Below are 23,557 nucleotides of genomic sequence, written 5' to 3'. Positions count from 1 at the left end.
CAGCAGCCCGGCAATGATGAGAAACAGGCGCATTTAGATGAGCTCCTAAGTCAGTGGGGTGCTGACCATCAGACCCCAAAGCGCAGGGCTGGTCAAACCTGCTTGGCCTTTAAGGCAGCGCCAGATTTGTCATTTGCGCAAACTCATGCGAAGATTGACGTGTAAAACACACGCGCGCGAAGGTTCAACGCCCGACGAGGGAGATCCTGATGTCCTCGAGCAAACAGACGTGTTTCACTGCGGTATTCGTATCGGCCTGTGTGCTTGGTGCTGCGCCTTTTGCCGCTTCATCCGGTGCGCATGATGTCGACGACACTGTGATCGCAGAGCAGCGGCGCAGTCTCTCGGAAAATACGCTTTTTGCAGGCTACGGCCCTCAGTCCCCGCGTGATATCGACAGCAGCGGTGGTAGTAACCGTGTCCGGTTCGCGTCGGCGCCGCCTCACACTGAAATGAACCTGTGTAACATTCATTTCCACGAAAGCGCCGAGCACCGTGGAGGTGAGTTCACCACTTACGCCGGGAACGGGGACGGACAGGGACACGGCACAGGTTTCAAGTATTCGGGCGACCTTAGTATTGCGGAACGCGCGCCGCTGGATGAACCCGTGGCACAAACCGAGCATGGCAGTCTTGTGCCGGGTGACACGATCGAGCTGCATTATGTCTTCACCACAGCCCGCGTTGATCCGGGGCCAACACTGGGATCTTGCTTCAGTGAGGCGATCAAGAATCCGCAGCTGCGGGTCGAGGCTCAGGTCTTAGTGCTGGTCAATGACGAGGAGGCGCTTGATTTCACTAAACTGACACGACTGCAAAAGATGAACGGCCTGACGCAAGCCGTGAATATCCCCTCCGATACCGGGCGCCCCGTCGAATATGCCGGCTCAACCACCGGGCCGGGATACAACGAAAGAGGTTCTCCCTTTCAGGTGACGTGGTCGGTGCGGCCCAAGGTAGCCAAGGTCAGCATCCAATCAGTGGCCCGGTGGCTGGCGTATAACCCCTTTGATGAAGACCACGCCCATGGCGTGCGCAACCTTGTCATCAACCCGGATCTCTTGTCGGATTTTGGAAGGTAGAAACTGACGAGGGGACCGGTTGCGGGGCTGTGCCTGTCGCGAGCGTTCCGCAACCTGGTGTTTCGTAGGTTTGAGATCTTCAAAACTTGATAGGATCCGAGAAAGAATGAACCACTCAGAATATGTCATTGACCGTGGAGCCCGGGATAAGGCTTCGCAGATCTTTCGCGGCTTAATCTCTGGAAAAATATCCAACAATGCCTTCGCTGACGCATGCCCCGGAACGGATGATCGCGCGGTGCTTGCAATCTGGGATACGGCTTGGCTTTTCTATAATGATTTCAAAGACCATCATCTGACCGGACGATATCGGCTTTCACCTGAGCAGAGACGCGCCTGCGTGCGTTGGAACCTCTTCTTGCAGGGTGATCTTCCATACGTTTGGCCAGACATTCGCTTCTCAGGAGCAGATCCTGCCGCGCGGGTTGAGCCGAGCGTTCTTCGGCGGTTGCTCTTTTCGTCGAGTACCATTGATCCAGAGCGTGCAGCGAGTTTCCTTGCGGCCGGGCATTATCCGGTCTGGCCATTTCAAAAGGTGGCTGACTACAAGCAAAACCTGACTGCACCCAGGCTCCTCGCAGGGCACAGAGGATAGGTGTACCGGCTTGGAAGCGGGTGCGCGAACCAGCCTTTTCTGTTTCAGTCTTTACGCTTTCTAGACGCCTGCATTGAATATTCGGTCGAAAGCATTTGCCTAGAAAGGGAAGAAAAGCTTGCACCACGACCAAGGGCCTCAGGCCGCTCGAACTGCCCCTCACTCGATTTCACAAGACGTTGCGAAGCTCATGGAGAGCGCTAAGTCCACCCCGCTGACAGATGGAGGCCTGCGGACATCGCAGATCCTGACGGAAGTGCTTGAACTGGACCCCCAGCATCACGAGGCGCAGATTCTGAAAGAGAGGCTGCACCAGATGTTCGTGCCCCGCTGGCACTTTCCCATGATGGCGGACAAGGCGCGCAACAGGGCCTATGCAAAGGCGATTGCGGCCAAGGTCCAGCCGGGGGATATCGTGCTGGACATTGGCTGCGGGGCGGGCCTCACGGCCATGATGGCGGCGCGCGCCGGGGCAAAACATGTCTACACCTGCGAACAGCAGCCCCTTATTGCCGAAGCTGCGAAACAGGTCATTGCCGACAATGCACTGAGCGATCGCATCACCGTTATCCCGAAGTGGTCTCATGAAATCGTGGTTGGCGAAGACATGCCAGAACCTGCGGATGTGGTGATTTCGGAAATCGTCGATACCGTCCTGCTGGGGGAGGGGGCTTTGGCGACATTGACCCACGCCATGGGGGCGCTGGCCAAACCCGGTGCCCGTGCCATCCCTGAACGTGGAACTCTGATGGCGCAGCTGGTTGAAAGCGAAAACCTGGTGCAGCAGTGGCAGCCGCAGGAGGCCGAAGGCTTTGATATCAGCGCCTTCACGCGCCTCGTGGATGTCGCGCAGATCACCCCGAACGATTTTGCCGCATCGGGCTTGCGGCCTCTGGGGCCGACGGCGGACCTGTTCCACTTCGACTTTGCCCGGCCCAATCTCAATCCGGCCCGCGTGACCGAAGACCTGATATGTGTTGGTGCCGGAACCGTCCATGCGGTGCTTGTCTGTTTTGACATGGAGCTGGCGCCCGGCATTTCGGTCACCAATGACATATCGTCTGACGGGCACTGGGGGCGCACTGCCTATCTTTTGGACACTCCGAAACAGGCACAAGCGGGCGATTACCTACGGGTAACGGCACAACACGATTCATCCCAGCTCAGCCTGTCTGTGCATGACGTGTCCGCCAATTCAGAGGACGCTCATCGCACTGCCGCGTGGATGTCTCGCGCGAAAATGGCCAGCGCGATGGTGCGGGGGCGCGGTGATGCAGTGGCACGTTCTGCCGGTAGCAATGTCGCCTAGATCGCACCCTACCCAATAGATGAAACAAGAAAAGCCCCGGATCCTATCCGGGGCTTTTGCTCATCTGGTCAATGGGATCTTAGCCTTGCAGGCTTTTGACCTGAACCTCGCCTTCGGCCTGTGCCTTGATTGCCAGGGCGGCAGCATGGGCAGCGGCGGCTGTGGTGAAGTAGGGGATCTTGTCATAAAGCGCGACCGAGCGCATTTCCTTGCTGTCCTCGACAGCCTGTGTGCCTTCGGTGGTGTTCATCAGGATCTGCACGTGGCCGTCCTTCAAGAGGTCCACAACGTGTGGGCGGCCTTCATAGACCTTGTTGACGCCCTCGCATGGCACGCCGTGACCGTCCAGCCAGTTCTTGGTGCCGCCGGTAGCCACCAGGGTAAAGCCTTGATCAACAAGGATCTTTGCAGCCTCAAGCATGGTGGCTCCCTTGTCGGCATCCTTGATGGATATAAAGGCGCGCCCTTCTGAGGGCAGCACCATGCCCGCGCCCATCTGTGCCTTTAGGAAAGCGCCAGCAAAGGAACGATCCCAGCCCATAACTTCACCGGTTGATCGCATTTCAGGGCCAAGGATCGTATCGACGCCGGGGAAACGGGCAAAGGGCAGCACGGCTTCCTTGACCGAGAACCATGGCATGTCCGGATCGGCCAGCGTCATCGGGTCCGCCATTGGCACGTCGACGTCATAGCCCGCATCCGGCTCGTAGGGCGCGCGCTGCGGGAAGGTCGCCAGTTTTTCACCTGCCATGATGCGCGCGGCAATCGAGGCGATGGCGCTGTCGGTGGCCTTGGCCACGAAGGGCACGGTGCGGCTGGCGCGCGGGTTCACCTCGATCAGGAAGATATCACCATCCTTGATTGCGAACTGCACGTTCATCAGGCCAACCACGTTCAGCGCTTTGGCCAGCGCGTGGGTCTGGGTCTTGATCTCTTCGATCACATCCTTGGACAGGGAGTAGGGCGGCAGGGAGCAGGCACTGTCGCCCGAGTGCACGCCGGCCTCTTCGATGTGCTGCATGATACCGGCCACATGCACGTCGGTGCCGTCGCAGATCGCGTCCACATCCAATTCGACGGCGCCTGCTAGATAGCTGTCCAAGAGAACCGGGCTGTCGCCCGACACCACCACGGCCTCGTTGATGTAGCGTTTGAGTTGATCCATGTCGCGCACGATCTCCATCGCCCGACCACCCAGAACATAGGACGGGCGAATGACCAGCGGGAAGCCGATCTCTTCGGCAATCTTCAGCGCCTGTTCATCGGTGGAGGCAATGCCGTTATGCGGCTGCTTGAGCCCCAGCTTGTTCACGAGATCCTGGAACCGCTCGCGGTCTTCGGCCAGGTCGATGGCGTCGGGCGTGGTGCCGAGGATCGGAATGCCTTCGTCTTGTAGCGCGTTGGCCAGTTTCAGCGGGGTCTGGCCGCCGAACTGCACGATGACCCCATGAAGGGTGCCGTTCTCTTGCTCAGCGCGCAGGATTTCCATCACATGTTCAAAGGTCAGCGGTTCGAAATACAGCCGGTCCGAGGTGTCATAGTCGGTCGACACGGTCTCGGGGTTGCAGTTGATCATGATGGTCTCATAACCCGCATCGGTCAGCGCATAGCAGGCGTGACAGCAGCAGTAGTCGAACTCGATCCCCTGGCCGATCCGGTTCGGGCCGCCGCCAAGGATCACAACCTTCTTGCGATCGGAAGGACGCGCCTCGCATTCCACTTCGCCCATCATCGGGGTTTCATAGGTGGAGTACATATATGGGGTTTGCGCTTCGAACTCGGCAGCGCAGGTGTCGATCCGCTTGAAGACGGCATTGACGCCAAGATTCTGGCGGGCGCGGCGCACGTTGTCCTCGTCGCGCCCCGTGAGTGCGCCAAGACGGGCATCGGTGAATCCCATCATCTTGAGCGCGCGCAGGCCTTCTTCGCGCATCGGCAGGCCGTTTTTACGCAGATCGCGCTCTGCTTCGACGATCTCGCGGATGCGGGCGAGGAACCAGGGGTCGAACTTGGTGACCGCTTGGATCTCATCATCGCTGAGGCCGTGGCGCATCGCCTGGGCAATGGTGCGCATCCGGTCCGGGGTCTGCTGGCTGATCGCTTTGATCACGGCTGCCTTGTCATCGCCGGTTGCCTCGTCCCAAAGGCCCACGGTCATGCCGGGGATCGCAACCTCGTCAAAACCGGTCAGGCCCGATTCCATCGAGGCCAGCGCCTTTTGCATGCTTTCGTGGATGGTGCGGCCAATAGCCATGGCTTCGCCCACGGATTTCATCGCAGTGGTGAGGTAGGGCTCGGAACCGGGGAATTTTTCGAAGGCGAATTTCGGTATCTTGGTGACGACATAGTCGATTGAGGGCTCGAACGACGCGGGCGTCACCTTGGTGATGTCATTGTCCAGCTCATCGAGCGTGTAGCCTACCGCCAGTTTCGCGGCGATCTTGGCAATCGGGAAGCCGGTTGCCTTGGAAGCCAGCGCGGAGGAACGCGACACCCGCGGGTTCATCTCGATCACCACCATGCGGCCATCGGCGGGGTTCACCGCCCATTGCACGTTGGAGCCGCCGGTTTCCACACCGATTTCACGCAGCACCTCGATCGAGGCGGTGCGCATCATCTGGTATTCCTTGTCGGTCAGCGTCAGGGCAGGGGCCACGGTGATCGAATCACCGGTGTGCACGCCCATGGGGTCCACGTTTTCGATCGAGCAGACGATGATCGCGTTGTCCGCCTTGTCGCGGACCACTTCCATTTCATACTCCTTCCAGCCCAGAAGGCTCTCGTCCACCAGGATCTGGTTCACGGGCGAGGCATCCATACCCGAGCGGCAGTAGTGAATGTAGTCTTCGCGGTTGTAGGCCACGCCGCCACCTGTACCACCAAGAGTAAACGCTGGGCGGATGATGGCGGGCAGGCCGACCTCATCGAGGGCGTCAAGCGCCAGCTGAACGCCTGCCTCAAGGTCGGCTGTTCCGTTGTCGCGGGTGGGGGCGGTGATGATCGTGGCGCGCGGGTTCTCGAGGCCAAGGCGGTCCATCGCTTCGCGGAACAACTTGCGGTCTTCTGCCATTTCAATGGCTTCGCGCTTGGCGCCGATCATTTCGACGCCGTACTTCTCCAGCACGCCCATTTCTTCGAGCGCCAGAGAGGTGTTGAGGCCGGTCTGCCCGCCCATGGTCGGCAAAAGCGCGTCGGGGCGTTCTTTTTCGATGATCTTGGCGACGACCTCGGGCGTGATCGGCTCGATGTAGGTGGCGTCTGCCAGACCCGGATCGGTCATGATCGTGGCGGGGTTCGAGTTCACCAGGATGACCCGGTAGCCCTCTTCGCGCAGCGCCTTGCAGGCCTGGGCCCCGGAATAGTCGAACTCGCAGGCCTGCCCGATGATGATGGGTCCCGCACCAATGATCATGATCGACTGGATGTCGGTTCTTTTTGGCATGGCCTGGCTTCCTTTGATTGTGCGTGCGGAATGTGGGTCGAGTCACCGGGCGCCCCCATGCGCCCAAATTGTCCTGCGTTATAGGGACAGAGCGAAAAGGTGCAAGGGGGATCGGGGCTGCGCTGCAATTTGGCTCATTTCTCTGTCTATCTCATCGTCCGCGTCAAGGGCAGCAACTTGCAAGACTAAGGCGTGCCTGGGTGTCCAACAGCTTCTATGCAGCGTTAGGGAGCATTGGGAAACACGGCCCAAAACGCCTCAGCCCTTGACTTCCGCAGGCACAGCAGGTGTATCGGCGCAAAGCTTTCGGAAGATTTCCGACCCCAATAGCACCGTTCCAGCCGATAAGAGGCCAACCCATGCACGCATATCGCAGCCATACCTGCGCCGAACTGAACAAATCCAACGTGGGCGACACCGTGCGCCTATCCGGCTGGGTCCACCGTGTCCGCGACCACGGCGGGCTGTTGTTCATCGACCTGCGCGACCATTATGGCATTACACAGGTGATGGCGGATCCCGACAGCCCCGTGTTCGCCGAGATCGAAAAGGTGCGCTCGGAATGGTGTATCCGTATCGACGGCAATGTGCTGGCGCGCGACGAAAGCCTGGTGAATCCCAAGATCCCCACCGGAGAGATCGAGGTCTTCATCCGCGATATCGAGGTTCTGGGCAAAGCCGAGGAACTGCCGCTGATGGTCTTTGGCGATCAGGAGTATCCGGAAGAAACCCGTCTGCGCTATCGCTATCTCGATCTGCGTCGCGAGAAGATGCAGAACAACATGGTGCTACGTTCGCAGATGATCCAGTCGATCCGCAAGCGCATGTGGGACAAGGGCTTCAACGAATACCAGACGCCGATCATTACCGCGTCCTCGCCTGAAGGTGCGCGCGATTTCCTGGTGCCGTCCCGTTTGCATCCGGGCAAGTTCTACGCCCTGCCGCAGGCGCCGCAGCAGTTCAAGCAGCTGATGATGGTCTCGGGCTTTGACAAGTACTTCCAGATCGCGCCCTGCTTCCGTGATGAGGACCCGCGTGCAGACCGTTCGCCGGCAGACTTCTACCAGCTCGATATGGAGATGTCCTTTGTCACTCAGCAGGATGTCTTTGATACCATCCAGCCGGTGATGCAGGGCGTGTTTGAGGAATTCGGCGGGGGCCGCAAGGTCGATAGCGAATGGCCGCAGATTTCCTATAAGGATGCCGCCAAATGGTACGGCACCGACAAGCCGGACCTGCGCAACCCGATCAAGATGCAGGATTGCTCCGAGCATTTCCGCGGCTCGGGCTTTGCGATCTTTGCCAAACTGCTGGAGCAGGAAGGCACCGAAGTGCGCGCCATCCCCGCACCGACGGGCGGTAGCCGCAAGTTCTGCGACCGCATGAACAAGTTTGCGCAAGGCGAAGGCCTGCCGGGCATGGGCTATATCTTCTGGCGCGATCAGGGCGAAGGCATGGAAGCCGCAGGTCCGCTGGCCAAGAACATTGGCCCCGAGCGCACCGAGGCAATCCGCCAGCAGCTCGGTCTGGGCGTGGGCGATGCGGCCTTCTTCCTGGGCGGCAAGCCGAAGGCGTTTGAGGCCGTCGCGGGCCGTGCGCGCAATGTCATCGGTGAAGAACTGGGCCTTATCGACAAGGACCGTTTCGCCTTTGCCTGGATCGTGGATTTCCCGATCTACGAACAGGATGAGGAAACCGGCGCGATTGACTTCGAACACAACCCCTTCTCCATGCCGCAGGGCGGGATGGAGGCGCTGGAGGGCGATCCTCTGAAGGTTCTGGGCTACCAGTATGACCTGGCCTGCAACGGCTATGAGCTGGTGTCGGGCGCGATCCGGAACCACAAGCCGGAAATCATGTTCAAGGCCTTCGAGATTGCTGGTTATGGCAAGGAAGAGGTCGAGAAACGCTTTGGCGGCATGGTCAACGCCTTCCAATATGGCGCACCGCCCCACGGCGGCTGTGCCGCGGGTATCGACCGGATGGTAATGCTGCTCGCCGATGAGGCCAACATTCGCGAGGTCATCATGTTCCCGATGAACCAGCGCGCTGAGGACCTGATGATGTCGGCCCCGAGCGAGCCGATGGCCGAGCAGCTGATGGAACTGGGCCTGCGCGTGATCCCGCAGGACCAGTAAACCGACCGGTTGTTGCTGTTAGAACGAAGAAAAGCCCGGAGCGCTGTCTCCGGGCTTTTCTTCGTTGAGCAGGAGTTTTTGAGATAGGGGTGCTTAACGCTCGGTGCGATAGAGCACCATCGGTTCATTCGGGGAACGATCACGATTTTCGCGTATTTCACGGGCCGCCTGGCGGGCCTGCAGGTAAAGGGCAATTCCCAAGGTGGCCAGAGCGATCAGAATGATTTCAAGCATGTCAGATTGCGATTTTCCGTTCTAGACGTTCCTGCACCATCCCCGCGAGGACGGCGGTTTCCGTACCCACTGGTAGGCCTTTGACGCGTGATTTGGCGAGGTTGGCGGCTGCCGTGGCAAGCGGCGCATCGCCGGCACTGCGCGCCACGCCTGCGACGAATTGCGCGAGATAATCCAGGGTCTTTCCTTCCTGGTCCTCACTTAGCACATCGGCGGCATGGGCCATGTCATCACGGAAGGCCAGAAGGTCCGGTTCGATTGTTTCATCCGTCAGCTCGTGCAATCCTGCAGGCTGGCGATCTGCTGGCAGACGGGACAGGATTGCCTGCTGGAAGGCCGCGAGCGAGGTGATGGGCTTGGCCAGGAAACCGTCCGCGCCGGCCTCCAGTGCTTCGGAGGCCTTGGTCTCGTCGCCCGAAATTGCAAGGATGACCGAAACGCGGGGGGAAACGTGGCTGATCTCGGAGATGAGCTCGGTGCCGGAGCCGTCCGGCAATCCCACGTCGGCAATTACCACGGAGGGGCGGTATTCTTTCAGGTGGCGGCGAGCCGACTTCAGACAGTCCGCGCGGCGAATGCGTGCGCCACTTCGCAGACAGAGAAGGCGCAAGGCCTCGCAGGCAAAGCGGCTGTCCTCGACCACCAGAATGGTGAGGCCGAGAAGGGGGCGCCGCTTGGTGGGCAAACGCTGAGCGGCAGCAAACAGTTCCGAATCGTCCATAACTCATACTCCTTGCGGGATACGGGCTCGACGCTATGGATTTGAGGCTAATTACAGGTTAACGCGCGGTAGGCATGTTCGTGAGACTTTGCCGCAGGGGGCTGGAGGCAGACGCCACGTCCCGTGCGATTTGGCGCACTTGCCAGGTGGAGCGTGCTGCCCGTATTGAGGGGCGAACAGTTTGTCAGAGGAGAACACCCGTCATGATCGGTCGATTGAACCATGTTGCCATTGCCGTGCCGGATCTTGAGGCCGCTTCAGCCCAGTACCGTGATGCGCTCGGCGCCAAGGTGGGCGCGCCGCAGGATGAGCCTGATCATGGCGTGACGGTTGTGTTTATCGAATTGCCCAACACAAAGATCGAGTTGCTGTACCCCCTGGGAGATGACTCGCCGATCAAGGGCTTTCTGGAAAAAAACCCGTCGGGCGGCATTCACCATGTCTGTTACGAGGTGGAGGATATCCTGGCAGCGCGCGATCACCTGAAAGAGCAGGGCGCGCGGGTGCTTGGGTCGGGTGAGCCGAAGATCGGCGCACACGGCAAGCCGGTTCTGTTCCTGCATCCTAAGGATTTCAATGGCTGCCTGGTGGAACTGGAGCAGGTTTGACCCTATCTGTACCGCGCGCTGAGCATAGCGCGGGGCTAGTGGAGTGAAGGCGCGATGGGAATTACATCCGGACTGGTGCTGTATGCGGTGATTTGGTTCATGACCTTTCTGATCGTGATTCCGATCCGTCTGGAAACTCAAGGGGACAAGGGCGAGATCGTACCGGGAACCCATGCCGGAGCGCCTGAGCACCACTATCTGAAGCAGAAGGCCTGGATCACCACTGTAGCCTCTTTGGTCATATGGGCGGTGGTCGCAGGGATTATCCTTTCTGGCGTGATCAGCGTCAACGATTTCGATTGGTTCGACAGGATCCCCGATCCTGAATGAGTGTCGCAGGGCAGTTCGGCGGATGCTACCGTCCGTCGTCCGTCGTCCGTCGTCCGTCTTTTTGAGAAAGACTTCCTTCCGTTGGGCCCGGCGCCGCGCATCGCGAGGCGCCGGGCCCAAGCCTGTGAAGGTGTAAGAGCCTTGGGCTGTGCGCCTGCGGGCGCGGGAGTGCCTCGTTTTCCTAGTCGTGCCTTGGCAGGCCGTGGAAGATATGTGTAAACGTGGCAGCCCCGAGGATCGGGATAACGAGGTTCAGGAGCGGAATGGAGAGCGGCATCGCCATCAGCGTTCCTGCAAGCCAGATCGTGCCCATGTGCTTGCGGCGCAGTTTTCGCGCTTCTGGCATGCCAACCCTGCGCGCAGCGGCAAGCGTGAAGTACTCCCTGCCGAGGAAGAACCCATTGAGGCCCCAAAAGATGAACATGGCCACTGGTGCGAACATGAAATAGAGCGCCAAGGCCAAAAGGTTGGCCAGGATCAGGACCCCGAGGAAATTGACCGTATCCCGCAGCCCTTCAAGGAAGGTTGGCTCTGTGGCTTTTGGTAGGTTCGGATAGTGACGATCCTCTACGGCCTGTGCGACCTCGTTCAGAAAAAGTGAGGTAATGGCCGAGGCAACCGGGATCATCAGAAACACGGACAAGACCATCATCAGAAAGACCGAGCCGATGGAGAGGAAATCATCCAGCCAGGTGACCTCCCCGAGGATCGGGAGGGTGACCTGCGGGCCGACCAGCCATTGCACTCCAAAAAAGAAGAGCACGTAGGCAGCGATCAGCAAGGTCAGCGTGAGGCCGACCCCAAGTAGAAGGACCCGGCGAAAACGCGGGTCTCCGGTTTGCGCCAGCGTCTTGAAAAAGGCGTCAAATATCATTCGCTTATCCAACTGGTGATACGCTTGAGATCCGGGCGGGGTCTCTCAGGCGGTTTTGTGGCTTCAGTTGCAATGTGGATCAGCCCGGCAATCCGTTCGTTCTGAGCCAGAGCAAAGGCGTCTTCGCAGAACTGTCGGTCATGGCTGACCCAGCCAGACAGCCAGTTCGCACCCCAGCCGGCGGCAAGGGCTGCATTCAAGAGGGCGAGGCAAACGGCACCGGCAGAATAGGTCTGTTCGATCGCAGGGATCTTCGGGCTTTCTGTCGGAACTTCGACCACAACAACCGCAAGCTGCCCAAGATCAAACTGGCTGCGCCCCTTCGCGATGTCTTCGGGAGATTTGCCCAGCCGCTCTCCGGCGGCGGTTGTCAGTTCCGCCAGTCGTGCCATGGCTGGTTTTTCCACCACGATAAAGCGCCAAGGCTCCAACTTCCCGTGGTCGGGGGTGCGCGCCGCGGCAGTCAGCAGCGGCACGAGCTCTTCGCGTGTCGGGGCTGGCGCCATCAGTGTTTTTGCAGGCCGCGACCGGCGGGTCAAAAGGAACTCCAGGGCGGCATCATTGCGTTCAGGCATATGTGAAACCTTTTTACATTCGTGCTTCATATGTTGGCCAGCCAAGCTGTTTTTCAAGAGCCCGGGACCCGGCTGAGGTCGATCACGATGATGGACGTGCGCAATTTCGCACTGTGTGCGGGTGAGTTTGCAAATGTCCCGGAGTGTTCATGGTCCCGAAGCGCGATTGACCTTAATTCGCTTTGGGACGGGGTACAAAGAGGTTTTGCTGCAGCTCTTATGTGTCTGGTTTCAGGGATACTATGGACATTCCCATCTCAGGCTGACCGTTGGGAATTGTAAATCCACTGGGTCACGATTTCCACGTCAGGCGCTGCCCACTGAGGCAGGCATGCAGAGCGCCAGATGGGACCAATTCAAGCTGCTCGAAGAATGTCAGGTAGTCCATATGGCCGATATACTCGGCTATGCGGTCCCCTTCAAAACGCACCAGCAGGCAGTCGTACCCGGTAACGGTCTTGTCGGACACCAGACACTCGGCTTTGATTTCAAGGCGCAAGGATAGCCAGTCGCCTTGTGAAATGACATTCAAAGGCTCGAAAGTCGCCGGTCCCACCAGCCCTCGGATCACATGCGAGAATTCGGCCCACTCCAGCATCGGAATTCTGCGTCCGCCGGTTATGGGGCCACAAAAGGTCGCATCCTCAGTGATGCTGTTTTTTATGTCTGCCGGAGGGGTATCACCAAAGGCTGCGCTCAGGAACTTCAGGAGACGTTGTTCTTTGTCCATAAGGCCAGGCACCGAAGAAAACAAAAAATCAGATTGAAAGGCAGGAGGCACGTCACACTGTGAAGTGATGCGCGTGAACTGTATAGTAACTTTTGGATGCGGGTAGCAAAGCGTGATGCGCTTTAGCGAATATTTATCGGGGTACTTGGCCGCACGGGAGTTTATTGGAGTGTGCTGCGACAGCTCGAGGTGCGCAGACACGGTCTGTCAGGGCTAAGAGTCTTCCGGGACGAGCCGATAGACACCCTCTGGCAGGTCCAGCGCTGCTGCCAGATCACGTAGCTGCCCGTAGGACAGGGTAATTTTCTCCACGCGATCAGTTCGCGGGTCAAACTGTTCTACTGTGACGCATTCTGAAAAGGCGTTGATGACAATATCTTCCAGCAGCGGGGCCTCGCCCTCATCAACCAGTGTCACAATGGTAGAGTCGAATTCGTGTTCGATAGTAAACATATGGCGATGTTGCCACTCAGGGGCCTCGATTGGCAAGTGGCTGCTCTGGAGAAAAGGGGATGCGCCGGGTAGAACACGCTCCGTGCATCGAAATCGATGTGGGGCTGCGGTTGATCCTTGCGGTACCGGGATCATATGACTGCGTAACCAAGACAAGGATTTCAAGATGCGCTTTGTAGTTTTGAGTTTTGTCCTCGGCGTACTGGGAGCCTGTGCGGTTCCGGTGCCCCCGCTATCAACGCTGGATGCGCCCCAGGTCGGTCAAGGACCGGCGGTTGCCGGACTGTCTGAGCAGCAAGCTCAGGCAGCTTTTGCCACGGTCAAAGCGCGCGTTGAGCCTGTCGCGGAACGGACGTGCCGAGCGCAGACGAGCGGCATGAACTGCAATTTCGCCATTGGGATTGATCCGGACCCACAAGCGCCGCCAAACGCATACCAGAGCCTTTCGCGCAACGGGCAGCCCGTGATCACCTTTACCCGCGCGATGCTGGTGCAGATCGCAAATCAGGATGAGCTTGCCTTTGTCATGGCTCATGAGGCGGCTCATCACATAGAGGGGCATCTGGCGCGCCAGCAACAGAACGCGGTTGCAGGTTCGGTGCTTCTGGCGGGGCTTGCCAGTCTGGCCGGGGGCAGCGCGGCGGATATTTCTAACGCGCAGGATCTAGGCGCAATTGTCGGCGCGCGCAGTTACTCCAAGGAGTTTGAGCTTGAGGCCGACAGGTTGGGTACTCTCATAACCCACAAGGCCGGTTACCGTCCCAGCGTCGGCGTGAAATTCTTTGACCGTCTACCTGATCCCGGGGACAGGTTTCTTGGCACCCATCCGGCCAACCCAGACCGGGTGCGCATCGTGCAGGAAACCATCACACGCTACGGGCTGAACTGATCGTGGGGGAGATCCAGATAAGAAAACTGGGCGTGGTCCTGACGGATCGCGGATCCCGCTATGCGGTTAGCGGCGCACCTGTTTCATCGCGCGGGGATGTGGATGCGGTGCTTGGGGAACTCAAGACCGACCGTGCCTACGCAAAGGCAACGCACAACACCTGGGCGGCCATGCTGCCGACTGGCGGCCTCAAGGCGGATGACGGAGAAAGCGGCGCCGGCATGGTGATCCTGCGCATGATGGAACGGGAGGATATCAGTAATCATGTCATCATCGTCACTCGCTGGTACGGTGGCAAGAAACTGGGCGGGGACCGCTTCCGGCGGGTACAGGACGCGGTGCGCGCTTATTTGACAGACCTTTAACGTTGTGCGCGGGACCCGTGTTTTGCAGCCTTGACCTGTATCAAGGTGGCCGAGTCCTGTCCTGCTACCCTTATGCATGAAACGCATCTGGGAGAACGCGCGATGGATGATAGTTTGCGACAGCAAGGCGACAAACTAAGAACGCATGCGGCCCTGTTTGATGATATGGGGCAGGCGCTGGGATTGGATCTTCAGGAAGAAGCCATCGCGGGTCGGCTGAACTTTGATGAGATCGGTGAGGCAGTCTTGCGTTGCACGCGTTGCGCGCACCCGGAAAAATGCCAAAGCTTGCTGCAGACCTCAAGCAAGCCGGGTGTGCTGGCAGAGACGCCGGATTATTGTCGTAACAGGGACCTGCTCGGCTATCTGAGCGAGCCATCCTTGTGATGGGGGAGGCGTTAGGCGACATCGCCGGAGAAAGCGAGAGGGTTTGCCATGCAGCCGCTGGGTGATGCGCTCGTCCATCTGAGACTGTTGGGGCTCATGGCGAAAACAGTAGACGTGGATCTGGCCAAGGCCTTTGCCGAAGGCGAGATCACCCCGGAGGACTGGGCTAATATGGTCAACCGTTGCAGAGCCTGCGATTGCGTCGAGAAATGCGAGCGCTGGCTGGCGACGCACGAGCATGCCCTCGAAGCACCTGTGGAATGTAACAATGCAAATTGCTTGCGCAGTCTGCGCGCCTCAGAAGACGTTTCCCAAGACTGATTTTTTGGACGCGAAGCTCGCGCTTTGATCCCCGACCGCAGGGAGGGGTAAAGGCAAAGTGCTCCTGCGCCCGCGCCCGCCTTGGCTGCGCCGAAGACCCTCTGGCCGCCTTGGGCCGGGCGCTGCTGCGCAGCAGGGGGCAGCGTTTGGCATGTGGAGCCCGACAAATCATCCATTCCCAAACCCAGGCCCGCGTACTATATGCGCTGCCATGACCAGCAATCCGCCAGATCTCCGCCCCGACCTCGCCCCGAAAGCTCAGTTCGGTGATGCCCCCCGCCAGGGCCAGCCGACCCTTGGCATGGTGTCACTCGGCTGCCCCAAGGCACTGGTGGACAGTGAGCGGATCCTGACTCGCCTGCGCGCCGAAGGGTATGGCATCTCGGCTGATTACGCAGGCGCAGACGCGGTGATCGTCAATACCTGCGGCTTCCTCGACAGTGCCAAGGCTGAGAGCCTGGAAGCCATCGGCGAAGCGCTCAAGGAAAACGGCAAGGTCATCGTCACCGGCTGTCTAGGGGCCGAACCGGATTACATTCGCGAGCACCACCCGCGCATCCTGGCCGTCACCGGCCCACACCAGTACGAACAGGTGCTGGATGCCGTGCATGCCGCAGTGCCGCCAAGCCCTGATCCCTTTGTCGATCTTCTACCTGCCACCGGCGTCAGCCTGACACCGCGCCACTTCAGCTATCTGAAGATCTCGGAAGGATGCAATCACAAGTGCAAGTTCTGCATCATCCCGGACATGCGTGGACGGCTTGCCTCGCGGCCCGCTCATGCGGTGCTGCGTGAGGCGGAGAAGCTGGTGGACGCGGGCGTGCGCGAGCTATTGGTGATCAGCCAGGACACCTCGGCCTATGGTCTGGATCGAAAGTATGACGTGAATCCTTGGAAAGACGGCGAAATCCGCAGTCATATCACCGATCTGTCCCGCGCTTTGGGCGCGTTGGCACCCGCTTCTGACCTCTGGGTGCGGCTGCATTATGTCTATCCGTACCCCCATGTGCGTGAGTTGATCCCGCTGATGGCGGATCCGGACAACGCGCTGCTGCCCTATCTGGACATCCCGTTTCAGCACGCCCACCCGGATGTGCTGAAACGCATGGCGCGCCCGGCGGCGGCTGCCAAGACGCTGGATGAAATCCGCGCCTGGCGGGAGACCTGCCCCGATATCACCCTGCGCTCCACCTTTATCGTCGGCTATCCCGGTGAAACCGAAGCCGAATTCCAGCACCTGCTGGAGTGGATGGATGAGGCGCAACTCGACCGGGTTGGCTGCTTCAAATACGAAAACGTCGCCGGAGCGCGGTCGAACGATCTGCCGGACCACGTGGCGGAAGAGGTCAAGCAGGAGCGCTGGGAGCGGTTCATGGAAAAGGCCCAAGCCATTTCCGAGGCGAAACTGGCCGCCAAGGTCGGCCAGATCTGCCAGGTGATCGTAGACGACATCGATGAAGACGGCATCGCCACCTGCCGCACCAAGGCCGATGCGCCCGAGATCGACGGCAACCTCTTCATCGACGAGGGCACCGAAGGGTTGAGCGTTGGCGACCTGGTCACGGTCGAAGTGGACGAGGCCGGGGAATATGACCTTTGGGGAGCGTTGGTCGCGGGCGAGTAATCGTCGAGCAGTGCTGCCCTAAAATGAAACTGTCATGCGGCCTCAGCCGAGCCAGTCATTTTTTGGCTACTCACCCCGGCTATTGCACCCTTCCCGCCGCTCTGTATCCTTGGCTCAACAGGCAGGGGAGGGCGCTATGCGGCTGATCATTCGGGTTCTTTCGGCAATAATCCTGACAGCGGCTTTGCTGATTGGCGTGGTTCTTATGCTGCCGGGGGAAAGGGTTGCTTCGCTTGCCGCGCAGCAGCTTGAGGCACAGACCGGGCGCAAGCTTGAGTTCAAGGGCGAAGTGGGCTTCACTCTCTGGCCGGTGCTTGGGGTCCGGACCGAAGGAGTTACGCTCTCCAATGCCGATTGGGCAGGTCCTGAGCCGATGCTTGAAGCCGCGCGCATGTCCATTGGCGTCTCGGCAGCGGATCTGCTGCGCGGAGAAGTCAGGATAACGGAGATCACGGCGCTGTTGCCGCAGCTTAACCTGGCGACTCGTGCAGATGGGACCGGCAATTGGGTGATGACACCGGATGCGTCTGTGGCAGATCGCTCTGATGCGGCTCAGGTCGCGGCAGAGACCGCGACCGCACCATTGCCAGTGCAGATTGAAAAGCTCGCCCTGACAGGGGCCTCTTTGCGCTATGCGCCATACGGAGGCGAGGTCTTCGAAATGAAGGCGATCGATCTGGCGCTCAACTGGCCTGATCCAAGCGGTACCGTGAATATCGAGGCGACACTGCGGCCGGTGCAGGTTCCGGTTCAGATCAAGGGTGAGGTGGGCACTTTTTCGGAGTTTCTGGCGGGAAAGGTGTCTTCTGTGGGCGCAACGGTCACGGCGCCGGGGGGCGTAATGCGTTTTGACGGGCGCGCCGGGATCGAAGGGGCAGGCAGCGGACGCGTTACCCTCAAGACATCAGACACGGCTGCCTTTGCGTCAGCCTTCGGCGCTGCAGGTGTGAACCTGCCGAAGGGGGCGGGTCAGGCTGCCGTGGTTGGCGCCGATGCCACCTACACCCCGGATGGGCGTCTTGCGCTGCGAGATCTCTCGCTGGATCTGGATGGGAACCTGATCCAAGGCGCCATGGATCTTGTTCTCAAAGATGTTCCCGAAGTCACAGCGCAGCTCTCGGCGGGTGCCCTTTCTTTCCCGGGGCTCTCGGAGACCACCCCGGGGGGCAGTTCCGCTTCCGGCGCTGGGGGCAGTGACGAAGGCTGGCCGAAGGAACCGATCGATGCCTCTGCGCTGTCGGAGCTGAATGCGACTGCGGTCCTGTCGTTCAAAAGTCTTGATGCAGCGGGCTACAGACTTGGCGAAAGCAAGCTGACGCTGACAATTGATCGTGCCCGTGCAGTGTTGAAGGCGCAGCCCGCAGCCCTTTTCGGCGGGCAGGTGACGGGTCAGCTGGTCGCAAACAACCGAAGCGGTTTGTCAGTGGGGGGCAAGCTGGCGTTCAACGATATTCAGCTTGAACAGGCTCTGGGTCAGACTGCGGGCTATACGCGGCTGCATGGTGCGGCTTTGGGTGAGCTAGAATATTTGGGGGTGGGTAATTCGATTGACGCGATCATGCGCTCGCTCAGCGGCAAGGGCTGGCTTGAGGTGGGCAAGGGCTTCTTTACCGGCTTTGATCTGGAGGGATTGATGCGCGAGGGGCGCGGCAATGGCGGCAGCACGGTTTTTGAGAGCCTGACCGGAAGCTATGCGATCACCGATGGCAATCTGAACAATTCCGATCTTTTGTTGTCGATCAAAGGGTTAAGGGCCGATGGTGCCGGTCGGGTCGGTCTCGGGGCGCGGGATCTCGACTACCGCTTTACGCCAACCCTGCAAGGTTCTGACGGTGGGGCTGGGTTGTCGATCCCTGTGGCTATCACCGGCCCTTGGAGCGCGCCCAGGATCCGTCCCGATCTGGAGGGGGCGCTGCGCCCCAAGGTTGAGGAGATCGAAGATGAGGCCAAAGAACGGGTGCGAGAAAAGCTGAGCGAAGAGCTGGAGACCGAAATAGCCCCGGATGCGGACCTCAACGAGGTGATCAGGGACCGGATCGAACAGGAGGCCAAAGAGCAGCTCTTGCGGCTGTTGCAGGGGAACTAACGTAAAGGTGCGCGGGAAAAGAAAACGCGCCCACCAAAGGTGGGCGCGCCGGTCGACTGGCGCAAGCCAGGCGAAAAACCTCAGATCGCCGTGCGGGGATCAAATGGTCTGATCATAGTCTCCGACCAGCGGCTCGGTGCGTATCACCGCGTCGATATCGGCAAAGATCGCACGCATTTCCTCTTCGCTTTCACTGCTCTCACAGACCACCACCAAGTTTGGCGTGTTGGATGACGCACGCACCAGCCCCCAGGAGCCATTGTCCAGGATCACGCGGGCCCCGTTGACCGTGACGACCTCTTTGATCGGGCGCCCCGCAACGGTGTCGCCAGCTTCGGCCTTGGCGACCAGTTTCTCCACCAGTCGCTCCAGAACGGTGTATTTCTCGGTATCGGCGCAATAAGGGGACATTGTCGGGGTCGACCAGGTCTTCGGCAGAGCTTTCCTCAGATCCGACATCTTCATATCGGGGTTGCGATCCATCAGCTTGCAGATCTCCACCGCCACACGCATACCGCAGTCATAGCCGCGCCCGACCGGTTCAGCGAGGAAGTAGTGGCCGGATTTCTCGAAACCCGCCAGCGCGCCGATTTCCTTCACACGCCGTTTCATGTGGCTGTGGCCAGTCTTCCAGTAATCCGCCGTGACGCCATTTTTCTGCAGCTCGGGATCGGAGGCAAAAAGGCCTGTGGACTTCACATCCGCAACAAAGGTCGAATTCGGATAAAGCTTGGAAAGATCGCGGGCCATTATGACGCCCACCTTGTCGGCAAAGATCTCTTCGCCCTCATCGTCCACCACCCCACAGCGGTCGCCATCGCCATCAAACCCAAGCGCGAAATCTGCGCCCGTGGCTTTGACCGTGTCTGACATGTCATGGAGCATCTCCATGGCTTCGGGGTTCGGATTGTAGTTGGGGAAGGTGTAGTCGAGTTCATTGTGGCTGGGCACGACCTCCACACCGATCCTCTCGAACAGTTCGGGACCAAAGGCCGAGGCGGTGCCGTTTCCGGTGGCGCAAACCACCTTGAGCTTGCGGGACATCTTGAAATCGCCGACCAGATCGTCAAGGTAGGCTTCCTTGACACCATCGACGAACTCGTAAGAGCCGCCCTCGCGCGCGACCCCTTCGCCGTTCAGCACGATGTCGCGCAGCTCTGCCATCTCATCGGGGCCATGGGTAAGAGGGCGGTCAAAGCCCATCTTTACACCGGTCCAGCCGTTGGGGTTGTGGCTGGCGGTGACCATGGCCACGGCAGGAACATCCAGATGGAACTGTGCGAAATAGGCCATAGGCGATACGGCGGGACCGATGTCCTTGACCTTGATGCCTGCCTGCAGAAGGCCAAGGATCAGCGCCTGTTTGATAGCCAGCGAGTAGTCACGGTAATCGTTACCCACGGCAATAACCGGAGCGATTCCGCGCTTGTGCATCTGGGTGCCAAGGCCAAGGCCAAGGGCGGTCATGCCGGGAAGATTGATTTCCTCGGGGTACTTCCAGCGTGCGTCATACTCGCGAAAGCCGGTGGGTGTGATCATCGGATCGCGCAGAAAGGACCAGGTGTTTGGTGTAACCGGCGAGATGGGTTTAGTCATGAAAGGTCCCTTTCGGGTTCTAAATCGTAATAGGGTTTGCTTTTGCCAAGCGGTCGAATGCCATGAGCGTTTCAACCAATTTTGGCATGTCATCAAGGTAAATCATATTCGGCCCATCCGAGGGCGCGCTATCGGGATCTTCGTGTGTTTCAATGAAAACGGCGGAGATGCCCAATGAGACGGCAGCGCGGGCCATAACGGGTGCAAATTCACGCTTGCCGCCAGAAGATCCACCCTGTCCGCCCGGTTGTTGCACGGCGTGGGTTGCGTCCATGACAACCGGATAGCCGGTTTGCGCCATGATCGGCAAAGAGCGCATATCGGCCACCAGTGCATTATACCCAAAAGAGGCGCCGCGCTCGGTGAGAAGTATCTTGTCGTTGCCGGTGCTTTCGACCTTGGCGACGACATTGGCCATATCCCAGGGTGCAAGGAACTGCCCCTTCTTGATATTGACCGCCTTTCCGGTGCGCCCAGCTGCCAGCAGCATGTCGGTCTGTCGGCACAGGAACGCGGGGATTTGCAGGATATCCACAGCTTCGGCGGCCACGGCGCACTGTTCCTCGGTGTGGACATCGGTCAGCACGGGAACATCGAATTCACGGCGAATTTCGTCGAGAACCCTCAGCCCTTCCTCAAGCCCAAGGCCGCGTTTGCCGGAGAGCGAGGTCCGGTTGGCCTTGTCATACGATGCCTTGAAGACATACTGCGCCCCTGCGGCTGCACAGGCCTCTTTCATTTTGCCGGCAATCATGCGGGCGTGATCGGCGGTTTCCAGCTGGCAAGGACCGGCAATCACTGTCAGGGGACAGTCATTGCCGATGGTCAGCCCGGCGATATCGATGTGTTTCATGAGATTAAGAGGATACCTGTTCCCGGAGAATGGATGCTGTGAGCGAACACATCAGGTAGATACCGGAAAAGATCAGGAATGCCAAAATCGTATTTTCGAACTTGCGCGGTTAAGTGGCTTCTTCGCTCGGAACAGGTTCAACGGCGGTGGTCAGGTAACGCACCTGCCGGTTGGCTTCCATGCGCGTGGTTTCCACTTGCTGCAAGGCCGATTGCAGCATCAGATCGCGGGTCGCAAGGTCGGCCTGAGCCATTTGAATCTGAACGCTCAGGTTGGCTAGCGAGTTTTCGCCTGCAGAGGCGTTGGTCATGCGATCATTCAGCCGCTGGATCAGCGCTTCAAGCCGGGCGATATCCGCTTCGGCCCCATCAACCTTGGCGCGGTTGGGACGGGTGTTGTCCATGAGAGCCGCCAGTTCCAGTTGCTTTTCCTGGAGTTGCACTTCGAATGTCGAGATCTGCGAGCGCAACGACATGATCACGCCCTCGGGGTCCAGCACAGCCCCCTTTTGCTGAAGACGGACAAGGCGTTCCTGCGCTTCGCGGCGCTGGGTTTCTGCAAGCGCAAGCGCCGCCTCTGCTTCGCCCACCTGATCGGAGCGTTTCTGCTCTGACAGCTGGTTCACCTTCTCTTGCGCATAGGTGATCAGGCGGCGAGAGAATTCTGCAGAGACGCCGGGATCGGCTGCAGTCACTTCCATGCGGATCACGCCCTCGGTCGGATCATAGCCGATTTTCACGTTTCGCTGGTAGGTCTTGTAGGCTTCCTCATTGGAGGGATCCGTGGTCAAGCGCTGGATGGGATCGATCCAGTCCTGTGTGAAATGTGATTTGAAACCGGCCTCGTCGTCAAGGCGCAGCATGGCTTCTTTGGATTGCAGATAGCTTTGGACAGCGATCGAATCCTGACTGGTGGCGAATTGCGTTCCGCTGAGCAGCCCGCCGAGGCCACCGCCACCTGCGCTGTCGGCTTTGAGTACCAGAAATTCGGATTTGGCCGCATACATCGGTGTTGCGACCTTGTAAAAGTAGTATCCTGTGATCAGCGTTGGCAGGATCACGAAGAACGCGAGCCGGGCTAGGAGCAGGCTCAGCTTGCGTCGACGTCTGCGGGCAAGGTCCCGTTGGATTTCCTGGATTTCACGGTTGCGACGCTCGGCCGGGCTTAGTTCGGTCGACGGCAGTGTCGTCTTGCCTGCGGGGACCGTCTGCGGCAACTGCACCGCGCCCGGTGTCGGGGTGCCTTCAGGGCGTGCCGAGTTCTGCGGGACCACCAGTTCAAGCATGTTGGCGCGTTTGAAGGGGTCGATGCCCTTGAGGCGGAGCAGGCGCACGGCTTCGAAATCGGATGTTACGGGCAGGTTGTGCTGCTGAGCCACCCGGCGTGCAAGCCGCAGTTGCCGTCCCGTAAGCCCCTCGCGCCGGATGTCGTCGATATCGGTCGACGCCTTCATTTCGCGGGCGCTGCTGACCTGGCCAGTGCGTACGGGATCTGCAGCCCCCTGTGCCGAGGAGGCAGCCGCAGGCCGGGCAGAAGCGCTGGCAGCCTGAGCGCTGCTTCCGGGGCCTGGCGTCTCGACGGGACGTGCTGCCGCGACCTGGCCGCCTTGCCCTCCGGCAGCGCTTGAGCTGCGGCGGATCCGAAACTTTTTAGCCTTGGGTTTGGTAGTCATAGAGCTGTTTCGCTTCTTCCAAGGTTTCAAACATGTGCAGATGTCCGTCGACCAACACGGCTGCGGAACGGGCAAATTTCTCCAGCGTCTTGGGCTGGTGGGATACGATGACAATCGTTGTGGTTTGCAGACGCTCTTGCAGGATCTCACCCGCTTTGCGGTTGAACTCCACGTCGGTCGTACTGGGCATCCCCTCGTCAATAAGATAGATATCGAAGTCCAGCGCCAGCATCAAAGAAAAGCTGAACCGCGCCCGCATCCCCGAAGAGTAAGTGCCAAGCGGTTGATCGAAGTATTCGCCCAATCCGCAGAGCCAGCGACAATAGGCTTCGACATAGTCCGCGTCGAGGCCATAAAGCTTGGCGATGTAACGGCTGTTGTCCATGCCCGATAGGCGGCTGATCACGCCGCCCATGAAACCCAGCGGAAACGAAATCTTGCAGCCGCGCCGGATCTCACCCTCATCGGGCTTTTCCAGACCGGCCATCATGTTGATCAAGGTGGTTTTGCCAGTTCCATTGGGAGCGAGTATGCCGACTGATTTGCCAAGCTCGACCCGAAAGGAGACCCGGTCGAGAATCACCTTGCGCTGTTTGCCCGTCCAGAAGGACTTGCTGACATTTTCAAACTCGAGCATCGCGTCTTCCGGTCTTGCCTGTTCTTGCCCGCTCTC

General features: G+C 59.4%; 22 protein-coding genes and 1 pseudogene. 12 read left to right on the top strand and 11 right to left on the bottom strand.

The features are described from left to right. The first annotated feature begins 209 nt into the window (after nt 1-209). The 3 genes from INS80_RS02025 (at nt 210) to INS80_RS02015 (ending at nt 2,986) form a co-directional block, all read left to right on the top strand. Entirely contained in the window at nt 210-1,082 is an 873-nt protein-coding gene (locus tag INS80_RS02025) for a delta-class carbonic anhydrase (protein ID WP_192963949.1), read from the top strand. Between the two features lie 106 nt (nt 1,083-1,188). Continuing rightward, nucleotides 1,189-1,677, top strand: coding sequence for a hypothetical protein (locus tag INS80_RS02020; protein WP_192963948.1), 489 nt, complete (start codon nt 1,189-1,191; stop codon nt 1,675-1,677). A 190-nt stretch (nt 1,678-1,867) separates the two neighbouring features. Further along, complete coding sequence (locus tag INS80_RS02015; protein WP_192963947.1) at nt 1,868-2,986, top strand: class I SAM-dependent methyltransferase; 1,119 nt, start codon at nt 1,868-1,870, stop codon at nt 2,984-2,986. Nucleotides 2,987-3,065: 79 nt separating this feature from the next. On the opposite strand, the gene carB is transcribed toward INS80_RS02015, so the two are convergent. Beyond that, nucleotides 3,066-6,428, bottom strand: coding sequence for a carbamoyl-phosphate synthase large subunit (carB, locus tag INS80_RS02010; RefSeq protein ID WP_192963946.1), 3,363 nt, complete (start codon nt 6,426-6,428; stop codon nt 3,066-3,068). Nucleotides 6,429-6,787: 359 nt separating this feature from the next. Between carB and aspS the strand changes: the two genes are divergently transcribed. Further along, nucleotides 6,788-8,566 carry an aspartate--tRNA ligase gene (gene aspS, locus INS80_RS02005; RefSeq protein ID WP_192963945.1) on the top strand — a complete coding sequence of 593 codons (1,779 nt, stop codon included), beginning with the start codon at nt 6,788-6,790 and terminating at the stop codon, nt 8,564-8,566. A 93-nt stretch (nt 8,567-8,659) separates the two neighbouring features. Here the strand turns inward: aspS and INS80_RS02000 are convergent, their stop codons facing one another. Beyond that, nucleotides 8,660-8,800: a hypothetical protein gene (locus INS80_RS02000; RefSeq protein WP_192963943.1), complete on the bottom strand. Its 141-nt coding sequence runs from the start codon at nt 8,798-8,800 to the stop codon at nt 8,660-8,662. Between the two features lies 1 nt (nt 8,801). Continuing rightward, a complete protein-coding gene (locus tag INS80_RS01995; RefSeq protein ID WP_192963941.1) occupies nt 8,802-9,521 on the bottom strand; it encodes a response regulator in 720 nt (239 codons plus the stop codon). Between the two features lie 203 nt (nt 9,522-9,724). On the opposite strand from INS80_RS01995, the gene mce reads away from it, so the two are divergent. Beyond that, nucleotides 9,725-10,129, top strand: coding sequence for a methylmalonyl-CoA epimerase (gene mce, locus INS80_RS01990; RefSeq protein ID WP_192963940.1), 405 nt, complete (start codon nt 9,725-9,727; stop codon nt 10,127-10,129). A 54-nt stretch (nt 10,130-10,183) separates the two neighbouring features. Then, nucleotides 10,184-10,459, top strand: a complete 276-nt coding sequence (locus tag INS80_RS01985; protein WP_192963939.1) for a DUF1467 family protein — start codon at nt 10,184-10,186, stop codon at nt 10,457-10,459. Nucleotides 10,460-10,640: 181 nt separating this feature from the next. Here the strand turns inward: INS80_RS01985 and INS80_RS01980 are convergent, their stop codons facing one another. The 4 genes from INS80_RS01980 to INS80_RS01965 all read right to left on the bottom strand — a co-directional run bounded on the left by INS80_RS01980 (nt 10,641) and on the right by INS80_RS01965 (nt 13,091). Continuing rightward, nucleotides 10,641-11,333: an EI24 domain-containing protein gene (locus INS80_RS01980; RefSeq protein ID WP_192963937.1), complete on the bottom strand. Its 693-nt coding sequence runs from the start codon at nt 11,331-11,333 to the stop codon at nt 10,641-10,643. Next, on the bottom strand, nt 11,330-11,908 hold the full coding sequence (locus INS80_RS01975; protein WP_192963935.1) for a nitroreductase family protein: 579 nt from the start codon (nt 11,906-11,908) through the stop codon (nt 11,330-11,332). Before INS80_RS01975 ends, INS80_RS01980 begins: the two co-directional genes overlap by 4 nt. Nucleotides 11,909-12,200: 292 nt before the next feature. Then, nucleotides 12,201-12,638 carry a nuclear transport factor 2 family protein gene (locus INS80_RS01970; RefSeq protein WP_192963934.1) on the bottom strand — a complete coding sequence of 146 codons (438 nt, stop codon included), beginning with the start codon at nt 12,636-12,638 and terminating at the stop codon, nt 12,201-12,203. Between the two features lie 213 nt (nt 12,639-12,851). Next, nucleotides 12,852-13,091: a DUF8831 family protein gene (locus INS80_RS01965; RefSeq protein ID WP_192963932.1), complete on the bottom strand. Its 240-nt coding sequence runs from the start codon at nt 13,089-13,091 to the stop codon at nt 12,852-12,854. Between the two features lie 166 nt (nt 13,092-13,257). Between INS80_RS01965 and INS80_RS01960 the strand changes: the two genes are divergently transcribed. The 6 genes from INS80_RS01960 (at nt 13,258) to INS80_RS01935 (ending at nt 18,763) form a co-directional block, all read left to right on the top strand. Beyond that, complete coding sequence (locus tag INS80_RS01960; RefSeq protein WP_192963930.1) at nt 13,258-13,980, top strand: M48 family metallopeptidase; 723 nt, start codon at nt 13,258-13,260, stop codon at nt 13,978-13,980. Between the two features lie 2 nt (nt 13,981-13,982). Then, the gene (locus INS80_RS01955) at nt 13,983-14,345 is read left to right on the top strand and encodes a YigZ family protein (protein ID WP_369411353.1); all 363 of its coding nucleotides are present in this window, start codon (nt 13,983-13,985) and stop codon (nt 14,343-14,345) included. A 102-nt stretch (nt 14,346-14,447) separates the two neighbouring features. Next, nucleotides 14,448-14,732 (top strand): DUF6455 family protein, encoded by a 285-nt coding sequence (locus tag INS80_RS01950; protein WP_192963928.1) that lies wholly within the window; start codon nt 14,448-14,450, stop codon nt 14,730-14,732. 48 nt (nt 14,733-14,780) lie between these two features. Then, the gene (locus INS80_RS01945; protein WP_192963926.1) at nt 14,781-15,053 is read left to right on the top strand and encodes a DUF6455 family protein; all 273 of its coding nucleotides are present in this window, start codon (nt 14,781-14,783) and stop codon (nt 15,051-15,053) included. 211 nt (nt 15,054-15,264) lie between these two features. Further along, nucleotides 15,265-16,677 (top strand): 30S ribosomal protein S12 methylthiotransferase RimO, encoded by a 1,413-nt coding sequence (gene rimO / locus INS80_RS01940; RefSeq protein ID WP_192963924.1) that lies wholly within the window; start codon nt 15,265-15,267, stop codon nt 16,675-16,677. Nucleotides 16,678-16,813: 136 nt separating this feature from the next. Next, nucleotides 16,814-18,763, top strand: coding sequence for an AsmA family protein (locus tag INS80_RS01935; RefSeq protein ID WP_192963923.1), 1,950 nt, complete (start codon nt 16,814-16,816; stop codon nt 18,761-18,763). A 99-nt stretch (nt 18,764-18,862) separates the two neighbouring features. Here the strand turns inward: INS80_RS01935 and INS80_RS01930 are convergent, their stop codons facing one another. The 4 genes and pseudogenes from INS80_RS01930 to INS80_RS01915 form a co-directional block, all read right to left on the bottom strand. Further along, a complete protein-coding gene (locus INS80_RS01930) occupies nt 18,863-20,359 on the bottom strand; it encodes a phosphomannomutase/phosphoglucomutase (protein ID WP_192963921.1) in 1,497 nt (498 codons plus the stop codon). Nucleotides 20,360-20,378: 19 nt separating this feature from the next. Next, nucleotides 20,379-21,212, bottom strand: coding sequence for a 3-deoxy-8-phosphooctulonate synthase (gene kdsA / locus INS80_RS01925; protein ID WP_192963919.1), 834 nt, complete (start codon nt 21,210-21,212; stop codon nt 20,379-20,381). A 4-nt stretch (nt 21,213-21,216) separates the two neighbouring features. Then, a pseudogene (locus tag INS80_RS01920) lies at nt 21,217-22,884 on the bottom strand (KpsE/RkpR family capsule polysaccharide export protein). Next, the gene (locus INS80_RS01915) at nt 22,862-23,521 is read right to left on the bottom strand and encodes an ABC transporter ATP-binding protein (RefSeq protein ID WP_192963918.1); all 660 of its coding nucleotides are present in this window, start codon (nt 23,519-23,521) and stop codon (nt 22,862-22,864) included. Before INS80_RS01915 ends, INS80_RS01920 begins: the two are co-directional and overlap by 23 nt. Between the last annotated feature and the right edge of the window lie 36 nt (nt 23,522-23,557).

The organism is Phycobacter azelaicus (genome assembly GCF_014884385.1).
GTDB classification, from domain to species: domain Bacteria; phylum Pseudomonadota; class Alphaproteobacteria; order Rhodobacterales; family Rhodobacteraceae; genus Phycobacter; species Phycobacter azelaicus.
Note: the sequence above shows the minus strand (reverse complement) of the source record. Positions and strands in the feature narration are given on the sequence as shown.

What these genes read in the sequence shown, in the direction of transcription:
- mce (WP_192963940.1), top strand. Translation starts at nt 9,725, where the DNA reads ATGATCGGTCGATTGAACCATGTTGCCATTGCCGTGCCGGATCTTGAG.
- INS80_RS01970 (WP_192963934.1), bottom strand. Translation starts at nt 12,638, where the DNA reads ATGGACAAAGAACAACGTCTCCTGAAGTTCCTGAGCGCAGCCTTTGGT.
- INS80_RS02000 (WP_192963943.1), bottom strand. Translation starts at nt 8,800, where the DNA reads ATGCTTGAAATCATTCTGATCGCTCTGGCCACCTTGGGAATTGCCCTT.
- INS80_RS02015 (WP_192963947.1), top strand. Translation starts at nt 1,868, where the DNA reads ATGGAGAGCGCTAAGTCCACCCCGCTGACAGATGGAGGCCTGCGGACA.
- kdsA (WP_192963919.1), bottom strand. Translation starts at nt 21,212, where the DNA reads ATGAAACACATCGATATCGCCGGGCTGACCATCGGCAATGACTGTCCC.
- INS80_RS01935 (WP_192963923.1), top strand. Translation starts at nt 16,814, where the DNA reads ATGCGGCTGATCATTCGGGTTCTTTCGGCAATAATCCTGACAGCGGCT.
- INS80_RS02020 (WP_192963948.1), top strand. Translation starts at nt 1,189, where the DNA reads ATGAACCACTCAGAATATGTCATTGACCGTGGAGCCCGGGATAAGGCT.
- INS80_RS01980 (WP_192963937.1), bottom strand. Translation starts at nt 11,333, where the DNA reads ATGATATTTGACGCCTTTTTCAAGACGCTGGCGCAAACCGGAGACCCG.
- INS80_RS01930 (WP_192963921.1), bottom strand. Translation starts at nt 20,359, where the DNA reads ATGACTAAACCCATCTCGCCGGTTACACCAAACACCTGGTCCTTTCTG.
- rimO (WP_192963924.1), top strand. Translation starts at nt 15,265, where the DNA reads ATGACCAGCAATCCGCCAGATCTCCGCCCCGACCTCGCCCCGAAAGCT.
- INS80_RS01915 (WP_192963918.1), bottom strand. Translation starts at nt 23,521, where the DNA reads ATGCTCGAGTTTGAAAATGTCAGCAAGTCCTTCTGGACGGGCAAACAG.
- aspS (WP_192963945.1), top strand. Translation starts at nt 6,788, where the DNA reads ATGCACGCATATCGCAGCCATACCTGCGCCGAACTGAACAAATCCAAC.
- INS80_RS01945 (WP_192963926.1), top strand. Translation starts at nt 14,781, where the DNA reads ATGCAGCCGCTGGGTGATGCGCTCGTCCATCTGAGACTGTTGGGGCTC.
- INS80_RS01950 (WP_192963928.1), top strand. Translation starts at nt 14,448, where the DNA reads ATGGATGATAGTTTGCGACAGCAAGGCGACAAACTAAGAACGCATGCG.
- INS80_RS01975 (WP_192963935.1), bottom strand. Translation starts at nt 11,908, where the DNA reads ATGCCTGAACGCAATGATGCCGCCCTGGAGTTCCTTTTGACCCGCCGG.
- INS80_RS01995 (WP_192963941.1), bottom strand. Translation starts at nt 9,521, where the DNA reads ATGGACGATTCGGAACTGTTTGCTGCCGCTCAGCGTTTGCCCACCAAG.
- INS80_RS01985 (WP_192963939.1), top strand. Translation starts at nt 10,184, where the DNA reads ATGGGAATTACATCCGGACTGGTGCTGTATGCGGTGATTTGGTTCATG.
- INS80_RS01960 (WP_192963930.1), top strand. Translation starts at nt 13,258, where the DNA reads ATGCGCTTTGTAGTTTTGAGTTTTGTCCTCGGCGTACTGGGAGCCTGT.
- INS80_RS02025 (WP_192963949.1), top strand. Translation starts at nt 210, where the DNA reads ATGTCCTCGAGCAAACAGACGTGTTTCACTGCGGTATTCGTATCGGCC.
- carB (WP_192963946.1), bottom strand. Translation starts at nt 6,428, where the DNA reads ATGCCAAAAAGAACCGACATCCAGTCGATCATGATCATTGGTGCGGGA.
- INS80_RS01965 (WP_192963932.1), bottom strand. Translation starts at nt 13,091, where the DNA reads ATGTTTACTATCGAACACGAATTCGACTCTACCATTGTGACACTGGTT.